Genomic DNA, 16219 nt, shown 5'->3' on the forward strand with positions numbered 1-16219 from the left:
GCGGGTGACGTGCCGAAGGAGTCAGTGACCATCCGCACGGTTCGCACCGGCTTCCTTCCCCCCGCCGGCTCGTCCCGCCACTCCCCCAGGAGGCCTAGGTGTCCGTTCTTCTCGAGCAGCCCGCAAGCCTGGTCGCCTACCGCCCGAACAAGCCGACCGCCATGGTCGTCGTGGCCGACCCGCGCGTCCGCTCCACCGTGACCCGTCACCTGTGGGCGCTCGGAGTCCGTGACGTCATCGAGGCGTCGTCCATCGCGGAGGCCCGCCCCCGCGTCGGCAGCCCGCGCGACATCTGCGTGGCCGACGTACACCTGCCCGACGGTTCCGGTCTCACCCTGCTCTCCGAGACCCGGGCCGCCGGTTGGCCGAACGGCCTGGCCCTGTCCGCCGCCGACGACATCGGCGCCGTGCGCAACGCCCTCGCGGGCGGCGTGAAGGGCTACGTCGTCACCGGTACGCGTACCAACATCGGGCTCCCCACCAGGCCCGGCGCCGCCCCCATCGGTGCCGCCGCCGCCCGTATGCACCGCCGCCCCCCGGGTGCCCCGAGCCACCCGGGCGGCTACCGCGAGCTCTCCGGCCGCGAGGTCGAGGTCCTGCGCCTCGTCGCGGAGGGCCAGTCCAACAAGGCCATCGGCGTCTCGATGGGCCTGTCCGCCCTGACCGTCAAGTCCCACCTCGCCCGGATCGCCCGCAAGCTGGGCACCGGCGACCGGGCCGGGATGGTCGCCGTCGCCCTGCGGACCGGGATCATCCACTAGGACCCGGAGATCGTCCGCCTTTTCCCCCTCGCGCCCGTCGACGGAACGTTCCGGCGACGGGCGCGTCACATCCACGGATACCCTTGACCGGTGACCGACGCCCAAGAGACCGCAGCAGACCTGCGCACCACCACCGGGGGCGGCCCCCCGGACGACACGGTTTCGTCCGATGGGCCGCCGATCCCCTTGCTGGAGCCCCGCGAGGGCATCCCGCCGGTCGTGGCCGACGCCGACGCCCTCGCCCGGGTGGTCGCGGCCTTCGCGGCCGGGACCGGACCCGTCGCGGTCGACGCCGAACGGGCCTCCGGATACCGCTACGGCCAGCGCGCCTACCTGGTGCAACTGCGTCGCGAGGGGGCCGGCTCCGCGCTGATCGACCCGGTGGGCTGCCCCGACCTCTCCGCCCTCGGCGAGGCCCTGAACGGCACCGAGTGGATCCTGCACGCCGCCACCCAGGACCTGCCGTGCCTGCGCGAAATAGGCATGACACCCACCTCCCTGTTCGACACCGAGCTCGCGGGGCGGCTCGCCGGTTTCCCCCGGGTCGGACTCGGTGCCATGGTCGAGAGCGTGCTCGGCTACGTACTGGAGAAGGGCCACTCCGCCGTCGACTGGTCCACCCGACCGCTCCCCGAGCCCTGGCTGCGCTACGCCGCCCTGGACGTGGAGCTGCTGGTGGACCTGCGGGACGCGCTGGAGAAGGAGCTGGACCGGCAGGGCAAGCTGGAGTGGGCCCACCAGGAGTTCGACGCCATCGCCTCCGCCCCGCCCGCGCCGCCGCGCAAGGACCCGTGGCGCCGCACCTCGGGCATGCACAAGGTGCGCCGCCGCCGGCAGATGGCCGTCGTACGGGAGCTGTGGGAGTCCCGCGACAAGATCGCCCAGCGTCGGGACGTGTCGCCCGGCAAGGTGCTGGGCGACGCCGCGATCGTCGAGGCCGCCCTGGCCCTGCCGGCGAACGCGCACGCGCTGTCGGCCCTGCCCGGATACGGGCAGCGGATGGGTCGGCGTCAGCTGGACCAGTGGATGGCCGCCGTGGACCGGGCGAAGGCCCTGCCCGAGAACGAGCTGCCGCAGCCCGGTGCCAGTACGGCGGGCCCGCCGCCGCCGCGTTCCTGGGCGGACAAGGACCCGGCCGCCGCGGCCCGGCTGTCGGCCGCCCGCACGGCCGTCTCCGCGCTCGCCGAGGGGCTGAACCTGCCCCAGGAGAACCTGATCACCCCGGACACCGTCCGCCGGCTGTGCTGGGAGCCGCCGCAACGGCTGGACGCCGGCACGGTGACCGAGGCCCTCGCGGCCCACGGCGCCCGCCCCTGGCAGATCGAGCAGGTCACCGCGGCCCTCGTCACCGCCCTCGCGGCGACCGACTGAGTCCGTTCCTCCACCACGAAAGCCCCCGGCCGACGGCCGGGGGCTTTTTGTTACGCGGCCATGACACCCCGCACCTTTTGAACACGCTCAACAATCGCTAGTTTCTTGAACATGATCAAAACGGGGAACGCGAACGACACCACTTATGCGGCATGGGTCGAGGAGTTCGAGGCCGAACGCCGACGCCGCGCGGCTCTGGGGGACCCCGATTGGGGGCTCGGGGCCCGACTGCCCGTCGAGATCGTCCGCAGCGTCCAGAAGTTCCAGGTGGGCGAGGACGGCGACGGCTCCGCCCTGACCGGCAAGGCGGACCGCGCGGGCGACGACGCGTACGCCGCGGCGGTGCGGCTGTTCGTCGCCGAGGAGCAGAACCACGCGAGGATGCTGGCCCTGCTGCTGACGGCCGGCGGTGCGGGAACGCTGGAGGGGCACTGGAGCGACGCCGCGTTCGTACGCCTGCGCCGCCTGATGGGGCTCAAGCTGGAGCTGCTCGTGCTGATGGTCGCCGAGGTGGTGTCGCTGCGTTACTACCGGGCCCTGCGCGACGGCAGCCCGGATCCGCTGGCCTCGGAGGTCGCGCGCCGGCTGCTGGCGGACGAGGAGCGACACGTCCCCTTCCACTGCCGGCGGCTGAACGAGGGCCTGGCGCCGCTCCCCCGGCCCGCGCGGCGGGCGGTGACCGCGGGCTGGCGGGTGCTGCTCGCGGGGGCGGCCGTCGTGGTGGCCGTCGACCACGGTCCGGCGCTGCGCGCCCTGGGCGTGGGGCGCCGCGCCTTCGTCGTGGACGTGCTGCGCTCCTCGGCGGTCATGGCCTCGGCGATGGCGGACGGCCCCGTGACGGAGCCGGTGGCGGGACGCCTGACGGTGTGACCTTCGCCGCTCCTCGGGGAGGGGGTGTGCACATTGGTTACCCACAAGTAGCATGGGCCGGGTGAGCGGGCGCTCAGGACCACGTCCCGGGACGCCCCCGCGCAGCAGTGCACACCCGCACCTGGAGGAGAGCCAACGTGCCTCGTACCGTCAGGGACGTCGTCTTCGTCGACGGCGTCCGCACCCCGTTCGGCAAGGCGGGCCCGAAGGGCATCTACCACGAGACCCGCGCCGACGACCTCGTCGTGAAGGCGATCCGGGAGCTGCTGCGCCGCAACCCGGACCTGGACCCCAAGAAGATCGACGAGGTCGCCATCGCCGCGACCACGCAGATCGGTGACCAGGGCCTCACGCTGGGCCGTACGGCCGGCATCCTCGCGGGCCTCCCGCAGTCCGTACCGGGCTACTCCATCGACCGCATGTGCGCCGGCGCGCTGACCGCCGTGACCGCCGTCGCGGGCGGTGTCGCCTTCGGTGCCTACGACGTCGCCCTCGCCGGCGGTGTCGAGCACATGGGCCGTCACCCCATGGGCGAGGGCGTGGACCCGAACCCGCGCTTCGTCTCCGAGAAGCTGGTCGACGAGTCCGCCCTGTTCATGGGCATGACCGCCGAGAACCTGCACGACCGGTACCCGACGATCACCAAGCTCCGCGCCGACGAGTACGCCGTGCGCTCGCAGGAGAAGGCCGCGAAGGCGTACGCCGACGGCAAGATCCAGCAGGACCTGGTCCCGATCTCGGTGCGCAACACCAACGAGGCGGTCGGTGAGACGGGCTGGGGCCTGGTCACCACCGACGAGCCGATGCGCCCGGGCACCACGCTGGAGAACCTGGCCGGCCTGAAGACCCCGTTCCGCGTGCACGGCAACGTGACCGCGGGCAACGCCGCCGGTCTCAACGACGGTGCCACCGCCGCGATCATCGCGTCCGAGGACTTCGCCCGGGAGAACAACCTCCCGGTCAAGATGCGCCTGGTCTCGTACTCCTTCGCGGGTGTCGAGCCGGAGGTCATGGGCTACGGCCCGATCCCGGCCACCGAGAAGGCCCTGGCCCAGGCCGGTCTGACCATCGAGGACATCGGCCTGTTCGAGGTCAACGAGGCGTTCGCCGTGCAGGTGCTGGCCTTCCTGGAGCACTACGGCATCGCCGATGACGACGCCCGCGTGAACCAGTACGGCGGCGCCATCGCGTTCGGCCACCCGCTGGCCTCCTCCGGCGTCCGCCTGATGAACCAGCTGGCCCGCCAGTTCGAGGAGCAGCCGCACGTCCGCTACGGCCTGACCACCATGTGCGTCGGCTTCGGCATGGGCGCGACGGTCATCTGGGAGAACCCGAACTTCAACGCCGAGGGAGACTCCAAGTGAGCACCACCGCTGAGCTCCTGAAGGGCGCGGCCGAGCTGTTCCCGGACGAGGTCGTCACGTCCGCGCACGTCCGTCACCTGGACCTGCCGTTCGGCGCCGGGCGCTTCGCGCTCGTCACGCTGGACAACGGCTTCGACCACACCAAGCCGACCACCTTCGGCCCGCAGTCCCTCGCCAACCTGAACGCGGCGATCGACCAGGTCGAGCAGGAGGCCCTCGCGGGCTCCATCGTCGGCGCGGGCATCACCGGCAAGCCGTTCATCTTCGCGGTCGGCGCCGACCTCAAGGGCGTCGAGCTGCTGAAGAAGCACGACGAGGCGCTCGCCATCGGCAAGGGCGGCCACGACGTCTTCAAGCGTCTGGCGGCCCTCGCGGTCCCGACCTTCGCCTACTACAACGGCGCGGCGATGGGCGGCGGTGTCGAGGTCGGTCTGCACTGCACCTACCGCACCGTCTCGAAGGCCATCCCGGCGTTCTCGCTGCCCGAGGTCTTCCTCGGTCTGGTTCCGGGCTGGGGCGGCTGCGCCCTGCTGCCGAACCTGATCGGCGCCGAGCGCGCGGTCTCGGTCATCATCGAGAACTCCCTCAACCAGAACCGTCAGCTCAAGGGCAAGCAGGTCTTCGAGCTCGGCATCGCCGACGCGCTCTTCGAGGGCGCGGACTTCCTGGAGCAGTCGCTCCTGTGGACCGCGAACGTCCTGAACGGCACCACCGAGGTCGTCCGCGCGGACATCGACCGCGGCGAGGCCTGGGACGCGGCCGTCGCCAAGGGCCGCTTCATCGCGGACTCCAAGGTGCACGGCGCCGCTCCGGCCGCCTACCGCGCGCTGGACATCATCGCCGCGGCCAAGGACGGCGACCTCCAGGCCGGCTTCGACGCCGAGGACACCGCGCTCGCGGACCTCATCATGGGCGGCGAGCTGCGCTCGGGCATCTACGCCTTCAACCTGGTCCAGAAGCGCGCCAAGCGCCCGGCCGGCGCCCCGGACAAGTCCCTGGCCCGTCCGGTCACCAAGGTCGGCGTCGTCGGCGCGGGTCTGATGGCCTCGCAGCTGGCGCTGCTGTTCCTGCGCCGCCTGGAGGTGCCGGTGGTCCTCACCGACATCGACCAGGAGCGCGTGGACAAGGGCGTGGGCTACGTCCGCGCCGAGATCGAGAAGCTGCTCGGCAAGGGCCGCATCAACCAGGACAAGGCGAACCGCCTGACCGCCCTGGTCAGCGGTGTCCTGGACAAGGCCGAGGGCTTCGCGGACGCGGACTTCATCATCGAGGCCGTGTTCGAGGAGATGTCCGTCAAGCAGAAGGTGTTCGCGGAGGTCGAGGCGGTCGCCCCGGCGCACGCGATCCTCGCCACCAACACCTCCTCGCTGTCGGTCTCCGAGATGGCCTCCAAGCTCCAGCACCCGGAGCGCGTGGTCGGCTTCCACTTCTTCAACCCGGTCGCGATCCTCCCGCTGCTGGAGATCGTCCGCGGTGAGCAGACCGACGACGCCTCGCTGGCCACGGCCTTCGGTGTCGCCCGGAAGCTGAAGAAGACCGCGGTCCTGACGAAGGACGCCCCGGCGTTCGTCGTGAACCGCATCCTGACCCGCTTCATGGGCGAGATCCAGAACGTCATCGACGAGGGCACCCCGGTGGTCACCGCCGAGAAGGCCATCGAGCCGCTCGGTCTGCCGATGTCCCCGCTGGTGCTGCTGGAGCTCGTGGGCCCGGCGATCGGTCTGCACGTCTCCGAGACCCTGAACCGCGCCTTCCCGGAGCGCTTCACCGTCTCCCCGAACCTGGCGGCCGTGGTCAAGGCCGGCAAGCGCGGCTTCTACGTCTACGATTCCGGCAAGCCGGAGCTGGACCCCGAGGTCGCCGCGCTCCTCGTGCAGGGCGACTCCGTCCTGACGGAGGAGCAGGTCCGCGACCGCGTCCTGGACGCGGTGGCGCAGGAGATCGGTCTGATGCTGGAAGAGGGTGTCGTGGCCGAGGCCCAGGACATCGACCTCTGCCTCATCACCGGTGCGGGCTGGCCCTTCCACCTGGGCGGCATCACTCCGTACCTGGACCGTGAGGGCGTCTCGGAGCGGGTGAACGGCAAGAAGTTCCTCGCCCCGGGCGTGGCGAGCGTTCCCGCGTAACACCCGTAGGCAGCAGGAAGGGCCCGTCCGCACCCCGTGCGGACGGGCCCTTTCGCGTGCGGCGCCCGCCCTACTTGCGGCCGGGGCGGCCGTTCTTGACGAGGCGCCGGGCGGCCGGCGAATCGGGGTTGATGCCGAGTGCCTTGCGGGCGGCCTCGCGGCGCAGCTCGTCACCGGGCTTGCCGAGTTTCGCGGCGGTCTCGGAGATCCGCAGCCACACCAGGGCGCGCCCGCTGCCGGCCGAGATCTCCACGGCCCGTTTCAGGCGCCGCAGGGCCTGGTCGGTCTCCTTGCGGCGGACGTGGGCCTGGGCCATGCCGATGAGCAGGTCGAGGTTCTCGTGCTCGGCGAGCAGGCGCGCGCCGACCTCCAGGACGCCCCGGTCGTCCTTCGCCTCGACGAGCGAGGCGAAGCCGCTGAGGGTGATGTCGGTGAAGGGCACGTCGTCCGGCTGGTTGCGGTCCCGGCCGCCGCGGAGCGTCCAGCCCTTGCCCTTGCGCCACTTCCAGGTGCGGGGGCCGGGCAGGTCCAGCCGGGTCCGGGTGCGTTCGTTGAAGTGCATGGACAGCTCGGGGCGGCCCTCCCATTGGTCGACGGCCGCGGCGACGTACTCCTCGGCCACCGGGCGCAGGAAGGCGTACCGCTTGGGTTGCATGCAGTAGCCCACGGCCTGGACGTACGAGGTGACCTCCGCCCGGATGTGCCCGACGTCCAGCACCCGGTCGGCCGGATGGCCGGTGGGCGCCTCCAGGTCGGGCAGCAGGGCGTGGGTGAGGGTGGCGGGGATGCGGTTGCTGTTGGCGTACGGACGCATCCTGCGGATGACCTCCAGCGCGCCGATCTGCGCGACGGGGATCCCGTAGAGGGCGCGGGCGGTGAACAGGCCGGTGGAGAAGCAGCCGATGACCTGGCGGGGGGCGAGGTACTCGAAGACCGTCTCGGCGAGGACGGGCACGTCCAGGACGAGGAAGGCGACCCCGGCGTCCCGGGCGGCGAGGCCGAGGGTGTCGGCGAGGCTGGAGGGGGCGCTGGGGTGCGGCTTGAAGACGACCGAGGTGAAACCGAGCCGGAGCGCGTTCGTGAACATCCGTAGGTGCAGGTCCTCCTCTTCCTCCTCGGTGAGGATGCCGAGGGGGGAGAGGTACTGGCCGAGGAGGACCGCGGTGTCGGGGCCGTTGCGGGCGAGCCGTGGTGGGATCACCCGGTCGAGGATGGCCCGGCACGCGTCGGTGACCTCCGCCATCAGCTCGAGGACGGCCGCGGTGTGCACGGGTTGGGAGGGGATGCCGTACTCGGTGAGGAGCATCGGCAGCAGGGTGGGGACCAGGTCCAGGTAGAGGACCTGGGTGATCCGGCCGTGGATCGCGCGGGGGAGGTCGTTGCGGGTGGGGCCGTAACTCATGACGCCGTCGGCGTACACGGCGAGCGTGGCGTCCGAGAAGATCCTGCAGAGCGTCTGGGCGGGTTTGACCTGGATCGATTCGACGACGAGTTCCAGGGGGCCGGGGCGGATGCCCATCTTCTCCGCCATGACGGTGCGCCAGAGCGGGGCGTCCTCGTCGCGCGGGGCCCACAGCGCCGGGTGGAAGGGGTAGATCAGGTCGTTCCAGTAGACGACGCGGTGGAAGCGCGCGAGGACGGCGGCGGCGCCCGGCATGTGGTGCAGGGGCGTCGCGACCTCGGGGATCTCGACGTTGTTGCAGACCAGCAGGACGCGTTCGCGGTCGTCCTGGCCGAGCTGGCCGGCGTCGATGGCGGCGGCCACCGTCATCGCGCCGTAGAGGGTGGAGGCGGCGAAGATGCGGGTCATCGGGCGGCGGCGCCCTGGTGTCGGGCCATCAGCGCCCTGAGCTTGTTCACGCGTCCGGAGTCCATTCCCGCGAGCGTTCCCTCGACCACGTCCTGGGGCAGCTCCCACAGGATCCCGGCTCCGCGCTCCCTCAGCAGTTCGCGGGTCGCTTCCTCGTACGACTCGGCGCGGTCCAGGTGAATGACGATGAGCGCGCACAGGGTGCGCATCGCCTTGAACGACAGTTCATATCCGCGCGGATGGTGCGACAGCTCCTGGAAAATCAGCCGGAAGGCCGGGAGGAAGTCGAGCTGGCGTTCGTCCGGGGCCTTGGTGAGGGACGTCGACACGTCGCGGCGGTAGAAGATGCCGTGGAGGTCGACGACGCCGAATGAGCCGGTCCGCAGGTGCAGCTTGTAGAACCAGGGCCGGTCCTCAGCGGTCCGCAGGCTCTCGTCGAAGTGGAGCGCGTCGACCTCCAGGAGGCGCCGGCGGTCGTAGATGCCCGCCCAGGACTGGGGATAGTCCATGAAGGTGGAGGCGTCCACGGGACCTATCCAGTCCACGGGATTCAGCGGAAGGGCCCGGGGCGCGAGCGGCGCCATGACTATCCTGCGCTTCCGCCCGTACACCCGGACGTGGCCGGTGCGCAGGAAGTCGACTCCCGACTGGCTCATCCAGCCGACCAGTTGGGCGAGATAACCGGGGGCGTACCAGTCGTCACCGTCGAGAAAGGTGAAGAACCGGCCGCGGGCGGCCGCGAGGCCGATGTTCCGGGTGGCCGATATTCCCAGGTTCCGCTGATTGCTGATCAGTACGGCACCGGGAATGCCCGGCACCATCTCGCGCAGGATCTCCGATGTCCCGTCGGTGGAACCGTCGTCCACGACGATGAATTCGAAATCCTCCCGGGCATTCAACACCAAGGACTTGAGCGCCGTCCGGCAATAGTCTCGGACGTCACACATCGCGACGATTACCGAAAGGGTCACCATCGGAGGCACTCACCTTCTCCCCATTTTCCACACACGACTCCGGGAGGCTCCCCGCGCGGGCCGTCCGCACGACCCTCCACTCTACGTTCGACTAACAGGTCGCCATCATGACAGAACCACTCGGAAGCCCCGTACGGGTACCTCGGTGTGACGTACAACTCCCTTGGCCGCCGAAGCCTATTCGTGACATGTAGGGCTCGGATCAGCATGTAAGGTCTAACGGACCGCTCGGCAATCCGCCCCGTGTCCGCGCCCAGCTGCGGCTATCCCGACGGCAGTTGGGCCCGACCGACCGACCAGGAATCACCAGTGCGCATCCACGTGCTCGCAGACTCCGACACCCGTTGGAAATGGGGAGCGGGTCTGGCGGTGGGACTGGCTCCCGGCAGCGCGGTCCACGCCCACATGTTGAGGGGCCGCAGCACACCGACGGCGCGACAGCTCGCGGAAGTCGGCATCTCGCCCGCCTCCCTCACCGAAGTCACCCTCGCGAGCTTCGCCGCGGCCCCGGAACTCGACGAGGCGGATCTGGTCATCCTGGGCACCGTCGGCGGCGCCACGCACGCGGCCCTGCACGCGCTGGCCCGCCGCTTCCGCACCGCCCGACGCCGGCCGATCCTGATGACCGGTTACGTCGGTGTCGTCTACGAGAAAATGGCCGACGGGCTGCTCCTGCGCGCGGGGGCCGACATCGTCCTCGCCAACAGTCCTTTCGACCGGCGTCGGTTCACGGAAACGTACGAGCCCCTGGGAATTCCCTCGTCCTGCATCGTCCAGACCGCGCTCCCCTTTCTCGACCAGCGGCCCTACGACGCGAACCGGACGCACGCCCGTCACCCCTATACGGTCTGCTTCGCCGTGCAGCCCTCGGTACCCGCCGACCGAAAGGGACGCCTCTATCTGCTGCGTCGGGCGATATCCCACGCACGACTACGTCCGGGACGCGACGTGCTCGTCAAACTCCGCAGCAAACCGGGCGAGGCGACCACCCATGTGGAAGCCCACCACTACCAGGTCCTCGCGGAACAACTCGAAGAGCCGCTGCCGCCCAATCTGCATTTCGTGTACGGCAACATGTCGGAAACCCTGGACCGTACCGACCTGTTGGTCACCATCAGTTCCACCGCCGCCCTCGAATCCATGCACCGGGGCATGCCGACCGCCATATTGAGCGATCTCGGCGTGCGCGAAATACACGGCAACCACTATTTCGTCGCTTCCGGCTGCGTCACCGACTGGACGGCCATAGACGAGGGCGCGGCCCCGCTCGCCCACGAATCCTGGACGATCGACCAGGGAATACGGGCCGTCGATCCGTACGGGGAACTCCGCACCCGGATCGATGAATTGTGGGGCCTGGCCCTGCCGCCCATCACCCCGTACTACACGGCCGCGGGCGCTCCCGAATACGTCGGTGGGCTGCTGCGCCGCAGGGGCCTCGACCTGGACGGCTCCCCCGGCGCGGGAGCCCTGACGCGCAGCGCCGGCCCGATGCGGCGCACCTCCCGCCGGATGCTGAAGGGCGCCTACCGGTTCGGGGTCCAACGCGTGGCGCCGAAGATCCAGCAGTGGGGCGGCGTATGAGCGGGCCCCGCCCGGACGCGACGGCCGTACCGTCCGAGCCGGCGGCCGTACCGACGCCCGTACCGTCCGAGCCGGCGGCCGATCCGATCGCCGTACAGCAGGGGGAGAACCCGTGAACGTCACCGCCGTCATACCCGCCCGGGGCGGCTCCAAGGGCATCCCCGGCAAGAACGTCGCCGAGGTCGGCGGCGTTCCCCTGGTCGCCCGGGCCGTGTCGGCCTGCCGCGGCGCCGCGCACGTGACCCGGGTCGTGGTCTCCACCGACGACGCGGCCATCGCCGCCGCGGCCCGCGAGGCCGGCGCCGAGGTCGTCGAGCGCCCCGCCGAGCTGGGTTCCGACCGGGCCTCCAGCGAGTCCGCGCTGCTGCACGCCCTGGACCGGCTGGAGGAGCGGTACGCGGAGCCCGTCGGCGTCCTGGTGTTCGTCCAGTGCACCAGCCCGTTCGTCACCGCCGAGGAGGTCGACGCGACCGTCCTGGCCGTGCTGCGGGACGGGGCCGACTCCGCCTTCACCGCCGTCCCCTTCCACGGGTTCCTGTGGGGCGCCGAAGCCCCCGGCGAGCCGACCGCCGAGCCCATCGCCGGCTCCCCCACCGCCCCCGGCCACCGCGCGCACGGCGTGAACCACGACAGTTCCGTACGCCTGCGGCGCCAGGACCGCACCCCCGAATACCTGGAGTCGGGCGCCGTGTACGCCATGCGCGCCGACGGCTTCCGCCGGCACGGCCACCGCTTCTTCGGCCGGACCCAGCTCGTCCCCACGGCCCCGGAGCGGGCCATCGAGATCGACGAACCGGGCGACCTCGCCCGGGCCCGGGCCCTCGCCCCCCTGCTCGACGCGCCACGGGGCGCACCCCGGGTACCGGCCCCGCCGGTACCCGCCCAGCACATCGGAAAGGAACTCTGAACAGTGGTACACAGCAGCCGCATCCGCCGGATCGGAAACAAGGAGGTCGGCGCGGGCCGGCCCACCTACGTGATCGGCGAGATCGGGATCAACCACAACGGCGAGCTCGCCAACGCCCTGGCGCTCGTCGACGCGGCCGCCGACGCGGGCTGTGACGCGGTGAAGTTCCAAAAGCGCACCCCCGAGATATGCACCCCCCGCGACCAGTGGGACATCGAACGGGACACGCCCTGGGGCCGGATGACGTACATCGACTACCGCCACCGCGTGGAGTTCGGCGAGGACGAGTACCGCGCCATCGACGCGCACTGCGCCGAGCGCGGCATCGACTGGTTCGCCTCCCCGTGGGACACCGAGGCCGTCGCCTTCCTGGAGAAGTTCGACGTCCCCGCCCACAAGGTGGCCTCCGCGTCCCTGACCGACGACGAGCTGCTCCTCGCCCTGCGCGCCACGGGCAGGACGATCATCCTGTCCACCGGCATGTCCACGCCCCGCCAGATCCGGCACGCCGTGGAGGTGCTGGGCAGCGACAACATCGTCCTGCTGCACGCCACCTCGACGTACCCGGCCCGGGCCGAGGAGTTGAACCTGCGGGTCATCCAGAGCCTGGAGGCGGCGTACCCGAACGTCCCCGTCGGCTACTCCGGGCACGAGACCGGGCTCCAGACCACCGTCGCCGCCGTCGCCATGGGTGCCTGCGCCGTCGAGCGGCACATCACCCTGGACCGCGCGATGTGGGGCTCCGACCAGGCCGCCTCCGTCGAACCCGGCGGCCTCACCCGCCTCGTCCGTGACATCCGCACCATCGAGACCGCCCTCGGCGACGGCGTCAAGCGGGTCTACGACTCCGAACTCGCGCCGATGAAGAAGCTCCGCCGCGTCCAGGGCGTCCTCGCCGCCGAGGGCGTGACGGCCTCGGCATGAGAGGCACCCTCGCCCTGGTGGAGAGCCCGGCTCAACTACTGAACGTCCTGGAGTGGGCCCACGTCCACCCGGGCGAGGCAGCGTCCCTCACCGTCGCCGTCCTCCAGCCGACGGATCCGCGCTCGCGCGCGCAGGTCCGGCTGCTGTGCCGGCACGCCTCGCGGGCGGGGGTGGTGTGGCGGCGCTACGAGGTGCGCGCCGGGTACCTGGAGCGGGCCCAGGAGTTGGTGCGCCTGGGGCGGGCGGTCGCCGCCGCCGAACGCCTGGTGATCGGCGACCTGTTCTCCCGTACGATCCAGCTCCTCCTGCCGCGCTCCAAGGCCCGCGAGGTGGTCGTGGTGGACGACGGCACGGCCACCACGGAGCTGGTCAGCCTGCTGACCTCCGGGCAGCAGCTGACGCGCTGGCACCAGGGCGAGGTCAGGTCGTCCGCCAAGGCGGGCCCGGTGAACCGTTGGTTGGCCCGCGCGGGCCTGGTCCGCGCCACCTTCTTCACCTGCATGCCGGTGGTGGCTCCGCCGGGCACCGAGGTCCGGGCCAACACGTACGCGTGGAGCCGGGAGACCTTCGGACCGGCGCGGGTGCGCCCCGGGGCGGACCTGGCGGGCAGCTCCCTCGTGGAGACCGGTGTCATCGACGAGGACCGGTACGTCGAGGCGGTCGGCTGGATCGCGGAGAGCCGCCGCGCGGCCCGGTACCTGGCGCACCGCAGGGAGAGCCCGCCGAAACTGGACCGGATCGCCGATGCCACCGGCATGGAGATCGTCCATCCCGAACTCCCGCTGGAGTTGCACGCGTTGACCGAATCCATCGGGCTGTCCGTGCTGACCTTCGCGTCCACCGTCGCCTACACCCTGCCCCTGGTGCTCGCCGGTTCGCCGGTGCGGGTGCAGCTGTGCGAACTCGACGACGCCTGGATCACCCCGGACACCCCGGCGCGTTCGGTGGACTTCCTGCGCAGGATCTCCGCCCAGGCCGTGCTCCGCCACGGGCTGACGAGGATCCCGCCGCGGGGGCGCGCCCGGCGGACGTCAGAACCGCTGCCAGCGTCCCAGTGAGAGCGCGGAGCGGTCCTTCTGCCGGTTGACGAGCAATTCGCCGCGGACACTGATCGAGGCGACGACGACCCTGCCGTGGGCGTCGACGGCGAGGGCCGGGGACTCCAGCCCCTCCTCCCCGATCTCCGTCCACCAGAGCCCGGCGGCCTCCTGCTCGGTGGGGTACGCGGCCAGGGCCGTACGGCCGTCCACGGTCCGCAGGGCCAGCACCGTGCAGTCGTGCCCGTCGACCAGGCCGCGCGTCGCGGCGACGGCGCCGGAGGCGGGAGCTCCGCCGAGGCCGTGCGCGCCGGCGCCCTCCCGGTGGGCGAACACGCCGCTGCCGTCGGCGGCGTGCCAGAAGTGGGTGACGCGCCCGGGGGCGGTCTCCAGGGCGACCGGCGATCCGTCCCGGGCCAGGAACGGAAGGTCCTCGCCCCTGTCCATGGGGGCGCCAGGGTCGCTCCGGGTCCAGCGGGAGATGCCCTTCTCCCCGGGGGCGGCGAGAACGACCCGGCCGTCCGCGGTGGAGCCGGCGCTGATCCCCTCGAAGGTCTTGCTGCCGCGCAGGTCCTGCCAGTCGCCCCAGTCGCCCTTCGCGTCCTGGCACTTCAGGTGGATCCCGCGGCCCGCGTTGCGCACGAAGACGTGGGCAGCGCCCCGGGCGTCGACGGCCGCGACCGGCGGTCCGCCCCGGTGGGACATCTCCGGCTTCCGGTAGAGGGTGCCGAGGTCCTGCCACGGCGCGAGCGGCCGGCCGGTCTGGTACTGCACCGCGTGGTGGTAGGTGACGGTGACGGCCCCGCCGTCCGGTGACCGGCGCCGGCCGACGAAGTGGGCGTACCCGTCGGGGCCCTGGCCCACCGCGAGGTCGGTCAGGTCGGGTACGGGGAACAGGTCGGGCCCGCTCCAGTCGGGGCCGCCGGGCGTCCGCTCGGTCCAGCGCAGCAGTCCGCCCTCGGTGCGCGCATAGGCGGTGAGGCGTCCGTCCCCGCCCGCGAGCAGCCACCGCCCGGTCAGGGGGCCCAGGGCCACGGAGTCCCGGTCGCCGGCGGCGTTCCTCGCGGCTCCGGAGGCGGGTGTACGGGCGGCGTCCGGTCGGGGGGCGTCGGGAGCGGATGTGCGCGCTGTGCGCGTGGATCGCGTCACCATGGCCCGCCAGCAACCCTTCCCCATCACCATTCGAACAAATTCAGGATACCCCGGGGCCCTTGCGGCCCGTTCGTGCGCTTATCTTGTAGCCCGCTGCATCCCGCTCCTGTAGCCGCTGCATCCCCCCGCATCCCGTTCGGAAGGCCGGTCCCCGGGCATGACTTCAGACAGCACCGCCACGACGACGCTCCAGGAGGGCTCGCCGGCGCCCGGGCGCGCGTCCCGCCCGCCCCGTTCGCGCGGCCGCCGGGTCCGGCGGGTGCTGGCCTGGAGCGCGGCCGTGGTGGTCCTCGGCGCGGCCGGCACCGGCTGGTGGGTGTACAGCCACCTGAACGGGAACATCGACAGCGTCGACCTCAACCAGGCGATCGGCGCCGACAACCGGCCGCCGAAGGTGGTCAAGAACGCGCAGAACGTCCTCGTGCTCGGCTCCGACTCGCGGGCCGGCGCCAACGGCGACCTCGACCACGGTGACGTCAGCGGCGCCCGCTCCGACACCGCGATGCTGGTGCACATACCCGAGGGCCGGGCCAGGGCGACCGCGGTGAGCATTCCCCGCGACACCCTGATCTCCCGGCCCGAGTGCAAGGACAAGGACGGCGAGACCGTCTCCGCCGCCAACCGGGTCATGTTCAACTCCATCTACACGCTGGCCGGTCCGGCCTGCGTGGTCAAGACCGTCGAGCAGATGTCCGGGATCCGCGTGGACCACTTCGTGGAGGTGGACTTCGCCGGTTTCAAGGGCCTGGTGGACGCCCTCGGCGGGGTCACCGTCACCCTCGACCAGCCGATGACCGGCACGAAGGGCGGGCTCAAGCTGGACGCGGGCACGCACCGACTGGACGGCGCGGCCTCCCTGAAGTTCGTCCGGACCCGCTACGGCTACGGCGACGGCAGCGACCTCGGACGCATCGGCCTCCAGCAGCAGTTCATGCTCGCGATGCTGTCCGAGATCAAGAAGCAGGACGCCCTCGGCAACCCGGCCCGCCTCTACAAGCTCGCGGACGCCGGCACCAAGTCGCTGACCACCGACTCCGACCTGGCCTCGCTCACCGCGCTGTCCGACTTCGCGCAGAGCATGAAGGGCGTGGACCCGGCGACGATGGAGACCATCATGCTGCCCGTGGCCTACGACAAGGTGGACCGCAACCGGGTGGTCGTCGCCCAGCCGCAGGCCTCCCAACTGTGGGACGCGCTGCGCGGCGACCAGAAGGTGCCCGCGGCGGCGAAGGACTCCCCCGCGAAGGGCGGCGGCCCGGCCGGCAAGTCACCGGCGCCCAAGCCGTCGCCCTCCTCGTAGCCGCGGGGCCTCCCCGCCGCGGCGGTCGTGCATGCCGTC

Annotated in this window: 13 protein-coding genes; 10 read left to right on the forward strand and 3 right to left on the reverse strand. The window is 71.6% G+C overall.

From position 1 onward, the window contains the following. Window positions 1-98 precede the first annotated feature (98 nt). From ACFY0I_RS17900 to ACFY0I_RS17920, 5 genes are all read left to right on the forward strand, one after another. On the forward strand, window positions 99-761 hold the full coding sequence (locus tag ACFY0I_RS17900) for a response regulator transcription factor (protein ID WP_007267191.1): 663 nt from the start codon (window positions 99-101) through the stop codon (window positions 759-761). A gap of 90 nt (window positions 762-851) precedes the next feature. Continuing rightward, window positions 852-2132 carry an HRDC domain-containing protein gene (locus ACFY0I_RS17905; RefSeq protein ID WP_388896289.1) on the forward strand — a complete coding sequence of 427 codons (1281 nt, stop codon included), beginning with the start codon at window positions 852-854 and terminating at the stop codon, window positions 2130-2132. Window positions 2133-2243: 111 nt separating this feature from the next. Further along, a complete protein-coding gene (locus tag ACFY0I_RS17910) occupies window positions 2244-3002 on the forward strand; it encodes a ferritin-like domain-containing protein (protein ID WP_388896291.1) in 759 nt (252 codons plus the stop codon). 137 nt (window positions 3003-3139) lie between these two features. Continuing rightward, on the forward strand, window positions 3140-4366 hold the full coding sequence (locus ACFY0I_RS17915; protein ID WP_388896294.1) for a thiolase family protein: 1227 nt from the start codon (window positions 3140-3142) through the stop codon (window positions 4364-4366). Then, window positions 4363-6492: a 3-hydroxyacyl-CoA dehydrogenase NAD-binding domain-containing protein gene (locus tag ACFY0I_RS17920; protein ID WP_388896297.1), complete on the forward strand. Its 2130-nt coding sequence runs from the start codon at window positions 4363-4365 to the stop codon at window positions 6490-6492. Before ACFY0I_RS17915 ends, ACFY0I_RS17920 begins: the two co-directional genes overlap by 4 nt. A 70-nt stretch (window positions 6493-6562) precedes the next feature. Here ACFY0I_RS17920 and ACFY0I_RS17925 read toward each other — a convergent pair whose 3' ends face one another. Then, entirely contained in the window at window positions 6563-8302 is a 1740-nt protein-coding gene (locus tag ACFY0I_RS17925) for a polysialyltransferase family glycosyltransferase (protein ID WP_388896299.1), read from the reverse strand. Then, window positions 8299-9276 carry a glycosyltransferase family 2 protein gene (locus ACFY0I_RS17930; protein ID WP_388896302.1) on the reverse strand — a complete coding sequence of 326 codons (978 nt, stop codon included), beginning with the start codon at window positions 9274-9276 and terminating at the stop codon, window positions 8299-8301. Before ACFY0I_RS17930 ends, ACFY0I_RS17925 begins: the two co-directional genes overlap by 4 nt. A 309-nt stretch (window positions 9277-9585) precedes the next feature. Between ACFY0I_RS17930 and ACFY0I_RS17935 the strand changes: the two genes are divergently transcribed. The 4 genes from ACFY0I_RS17935 (at window position 9586) to ACFY0I_RS17950 (ending at window position 13749) form a co-directional block, all read left to right on the forward strand. Beyond that, window positions 9586-10860 (forward strand): DUF6716 putative glycosyltransferase, encoded by a 1275-nt coding sequence (locus tag ACFY0I_RS17935; RefSeq protein WP_388896305.1) that lies wholly within the window; start codon window positions 9586-9588, stop codon window positions 10858-10860. Window positions 10861-10972: 112 nt separating this feature from the next. Then, window positions 10973-11767, forward strand: a complete 795-nt coding sequence (locus ACFY0I_RS17940) for a cytidylyltransferase domain-containing protein (protein ID WP_388896307.1) — start codon at window positions 10973-10975, stop codon at window positions 11765-11767. A 3-nt stretch (window positions 11768-11770) separates the two neighbouring features. Next, the gene (locus tag ACFY0I_RS17945; protein ID WP_388896310.1) at window positions 11771-12691 is read left to right on the forward strand and encodes an N-acetylneuraminate synthase family protein; all 921 of its coding nucleotides are present in this window, start codon (window positions 11771-11773) and stop codon (window positions 12689-12691) included. Next, window positions 12688-13749, forward strand: a complete 1062-nt coding sequence (locus ACFY0I_RS17950) for a hypothetical protein (RefSeq protein ID WP_388896312.1) — start codon at window positions 12688-12690, stop codon at window positions 13747-13749. The genes ACFY0I_RS17945 and ACFY0I_RS17950 overlap by 4 nt, the downstream gene beginning before the upstream one ends. On the opposite strand, the gene ACFY0I_RS17955 is transcribed toward ACFY0I_RS17950, so the two are convergent. Continuing rightward, entirely contained in the window at window positions 13723-14880 is a 1158-nt protein-coding gene (locus ACFY0I_RS17955) for a hypothetical protein (RefSeq protein ID WP_388896315.1), read from the reverse strand. The two genes, ACFY0I_RS17950 and ACFY0I_RS17955, sit on opposite strands and share 27 nt — an antisense overlap. Before the next feature lie 157 nt (window positions 14881-15037). Between ACFY0I_RS17955 and ACFY0I_RS17960 the strand changes: the two genes are divergently transcribed. Further along, window positions 15038-16180 (forward strand): LCP family protein, encoded by a 1143-nt coding sequence (locus tag ACFY0I_RS17960; RefSeq protein ID WP_388896318.1) that lies wholly within the window; start codon window positions 15038-15040, stop codon window positions 16178-16180. Window positions 16181-16219: the final 39 nt, after the last annotated feature.

The organism is Streptomyces sp. NPDC001568 (assembly GCF_042893755.1).
In the GTDB taxonomy this organism is placed as follows: domain Bacteria; phylum Actinomycetota; class Actinomycetes; order Streptomycetales; family Streptomycetaceae; genus Streptomyces.

What these genes read in the sequence shown, in the direction of transcription:
- ACFY0I_RS17910 (WP_388896291.1), top strand. Translation starts at nt 2,244, where the DNA reads ATGATCAAAACGGGGAACGCGAACGACACCACTTATGCGGCATGGGTC.
- ACFY0I_RS17925 (WP_388896299.1), bottom strand. Translation starts at nt 8,302, where the DNA reads ATGACCCGCATCTTCGCCGCCTCCACCCTCTACGGCGCGATGACGGTG.
- ACFY0I_RS17930 (WP_388896302.1), bottom strand. Translation starts at nt 9,276, where the DNA reads ATGGTGACCCTTTCGGTAATCGTCGCGATGTGTGACGTCCGAGACTAT.
- ACFY0I_RS17950 (WP_388896312.1), top strand. Translation starts at nt 12,688, where the DNA reads ATGAGAGGCACCCTCGCCCTGGTGGAGAGCCCGGCTCAACTACTGAAC.
- ACFY0I_RS17955 (WP_388896315.1), bottom strand. Translation starts at nt 14,880, where the DNA reads ATGGTGACGCGATCCACGCGCACAGCGCGCACATCCGCTCCCGACGCC.
- ACFY0I_RS17960 (WP_388896318.1), top strand. Translation starts at nt 15,038, where the DNA reads ATGACTTCAGACAGCACCGCCACGACGACGCTCCAGGAGGGCTCGCCG.